Origin of the sequence: Methylorubrum podarium, from assembly GCF_022179745.1 — a bacterium.
In the GTDB taxonomy this organism is placed as follows: domain Bacteria; phylum Pseudomonadota; class Alphaproteobacteria; order Rhizobiales; family Beijerinckiaceae; genus Methylobacterium; species Methylobacterium podarium.
In genome coordinates this window covers 1-3017 of sequence record NZ_BPRD01000326.1, presented here as the reverse complement: position 1 = coordinate 3017, position 3017 = coordinate 1, and the positions used below count along the sequence as shown (strand labels likewise).

2 protein-coding genes and 2 pseudogenes are annotated in these 3017 nt (G+C 70.3%); 2 read left to right on the top strand and 2 right to left on the bottom strand.

What is annotated here, in order from left to right; translation table 11 throughout:
• Positions 1-228 (top strand): phosphoribosyl-ATP diphosphatase (gene hisE, locus MFF42_RS16270; protein WP_238256677.1); only part of this gene is annotated, 228 nt, incomplete at its 5' end.
• Positions 225-1238: a type I pantothenate kinase gene (coaA, locus tag MFF42_RS16265; protein WP_238256676.1), complete on the top strand. Its 1014-nt coding sequence runs from the start codon at positions 225-227 to the stop codon at positions 1236-1238. The genes hisE and coaA, both read left to right, overlap by 4 nt.
• Before the next feature lie 159 nt (positions 1239-1397).
• Here the strand turns inward: coaA and MFF42_RS16260 are convergent.
• A pseudogene (locus tag MFF42_RS16260) lies at positions 1398-2909 on the bottom strand (HAMP domain-containing methyl-accepting chemotaxis protein); the annotation flags it as partial.
• A gap of 22 nt (positions 2910-2931) precedes the next feature.
• Positions 2932-3017, bottom strand: a pseudogene (locus MFF42_RS26695) (DUF502 domain-containing protein); the annotation flags it as partial.

The window sequence follows — 3017 nt, the reverse complement described above, 5'->3', positions numbered from 1 at the left end:
GGCCCGGCCAAGGCGGCCAAGAAGCTCGGCGAGGAGGCGGTCGAGGCCGCCATCGCCGCGGTGCAGGGCGACCGCAAGGCGCTCGTGTCGGAGGCGGCCGACGTCCTCTACCACCTGGTCGTGACCCTGAAGGCGGTCGGCGTACCCCTCGATGAGGTGATGGCGGAGTTGGGCCGTCGCACGGCCCAGAGCGGCCTCGCCGAGAAGGCGGCCCGGAGGCATACATGATCGGCGCCCCGATCCCGCCGGCCGGGATCGAACCGGAGGAGCGCCAGAACCCGGTGACCGGCCAGGGGCCGAGCCGCCTCTCGCCCTACCGGATTTTTTCGCGCGACGAATGGGCCCAGCTTCGCGCGGACACGCCGCTGACGCTGACCGCCGAGGATATCGGCCGGCTGCAATCCCTCAACGACCCGATCTCGATCGAGGAGGTCGTGGCGATCTACCTGCCGCTCTCGCGGCTGCTCTCGCTCTACGTCGCGGCGACGCAGGGGCTGTTCAAGGCGACGCAGCGCTTCCTGCTCGCCGAGCACGAGGCCAAGGTGCCCTACATCATCGGGCTCGCCGGCTCGGTGGCGGTCGGCAAATCAACGACGGCGCGGGTGCTGAAGGCCCTGCTCGCCCGCTGGCCCAACACGCCGAAGGTCGATCTCATCACGACCGACGGCTTCCTCCATCCCAACGCCGAACTGCAGCGCATGGATGCGATGGAGCGGAAAGGCTTCCCGGAGAGCTACGACAGCGCCGCCCTGCTGCGCTTCCTCGCCGACATCAAGGCCGGCCACAAGCGGGTCTCGGCGCCGGTCTATTCCCACCTCGTCTACGACGTGGTGCCCGGCGAGGAGCAGGTGATCGAGTCGCCCGACATCCTGATCGTCGAGGGCCTCAACGTCCTCCAGCCCGCCCGCCTGCCGCGGGACGGCACCGCGATCCCCTTCGTCTCCGACTTCTTCGACTTCTCGATCTATCTCGACGGGCACGAGGACGACCTGCACCGCTGGTACGTCAACCGCTTCCTGCGCCTGCGCCAGACCGCCTTCCGCGATCCGCTCTCCTACTTCCGGAAGTATGCCGAGGTGACGGAGGCCGACGCCCTGGACATAGCCGACCGGCTCTGGACCACGATCAACCTGCCGAACCTGCGCGACAACATCCTGCCGACCCGCCAGCGGGCCAGCCTGATCCTGGCCAAGGGGCCGAGCCACCGCATCGAGAGCGTGGCGCTGCGGCGGCTGTGAGACCGAGGGCGTCGAGGACGACGATCGATCCTCCGCACCGCCCGTCTCGGACCATCGGCCGGTCGATGCCCATCTCGTTGCCGACGCCGCAACGCACGTCCGGCCCCCGCTCGTCGAGCGAGGGCCGCCGCGCCGCTTTCCAACTCAGCCCGTATGCGATCAGGCCGCGCGCACGGTCATGAGGAAGTGCCGGACTTCAGCCGATAGGTGCTCGGACTGACGCGAGAGTTCGGAGGCCGAGCTCAGCACCCGCGCCGCGGACGCGCCCGTCTCCTCGGCCGCGCCCGCCACGCCCGCGATGTTCGTCGTCACCTCGCCGGTGCCGGCGGAGGCCTGAGCGACGTTGCGGACGATCTCCTGCGTCGCCGCGCTCTGCTCCTCCACCGCCGCCGCGATCGAGGCCGCGACGCCGGCGATCTCGCGGATGCGCGCTCCGATGCCGCCGATGGCGCCGACCGCCTGATCCGTCGAGCCCTGGATCCGGCCGATCTGGGCCGAGATCTCCTCGGTGGCGCGCGCGGTCTGGTCGGCCAGCGCCTTCACCTCCGTGGCCACGACCGCGAAGCCGCGTCCCGCCTCGCCGGCACGGGCCGCCTCGATGGTGGCGTTCAGCGCCAGGAGGTTGGTCTGGCCGGCGATCTGCGAGATGAGCGCGACCACGTCGCCGATGCGGCTCGCCGCCTGCGCCAGATCTTGAACGAGGCCGGCCGTGGCGTTGGCTTCCGCCACCGCCGCCTGGGCCAGATCGGCGGAGCCCGAGACCTGCCGGCCGATCTCGGCCACGGAGGAGCCGAGTTCTTCGGCCGCCGCCGCCACCGTGTTGACGTTGGCGGCCGCCTGGGCCGCCGCCGCCGCCACGCTGCTCGATTGCGCCGCGGTCTGTCCGGCGGTGGCGCTCATGCCCTGGGCGGTGACCTGAAGCGCGCCCGCGGCCGAGGAGACGGAGCCGACGATGCCGCCGACCGCGGCCTCGAACCCGTCCGCCATCTGGCGCATGCCGGCCTTGCGCTGCTCCTCCGCCGATGCGCGGGCGAGCGCGGTCTCCTCCTCGAGCTGGCTGGTCCGGACGAGGTTCTCCCGGAACACCTGCACGGCCCCCGCCATCGAGCCGATCTCGTCGCGGCGGCCGCCATAGGGGATCTCCGAGGCCGCGTCGCCGTCGGCCAGGCGCCGCATCGCCCCGGTCATCCGCTCGATCGGGCGCGACACACCGACGAGGCAGAACGCCATCGCGCCGACGGTGATCAGGACGGAGACGCCGAGCATCAGCAGCGTCGCCCGGATCGCGGAGCTCTGCTCGACCCGAATCGCGGCTTCGGCCTGCTTGCTCGCCGCATTGTTGATGTCGACGAGGGTGCGCGCGGCGGCCGATACGGCGAGGTAGTTGGTGTTCATGGGCCCACGGAAGAAGGCCATGGCCTCGTCCTGGCGATCGGCCGGGAAGGCGCGCAAGCGTTCCCCGTCCTTCCTCAGCATGTCGAGCTTCGCTTTGAGCTCGTCGTAGACCTTCTGCTCTTCAACACTCGAGACCAGAGACCGGTATCCATCGACCTTCTTGTCCCGTTCTCCGGCGAACTCGATGATCTTGTCCTTGCTCTGCGATCGAGCGGCCTCGTCCTCCGCGGTCATGTAACGAAACTGCCAGAGCCGCGTCCGCAGAACCAGCGCATTCCATCAATGCGCTGGTTCTGCAGATCGTGATCGCGAGGGGCCCCGCGACGATCACGCCGGTGAGGAAGTAGGTCCGCAGCCGTCCCCGGGCGCTGACGCGCGTCTTGG

What these genes read in the sequence shown, in the direction of transcription:
- coaA (WP_238256676.1), top strand. Translation starts at nt 225, where the DNA reads ATGATCGGCGCCCCGATCCCGCCGGCCGGGATCGAACCGGAGGAGCGC.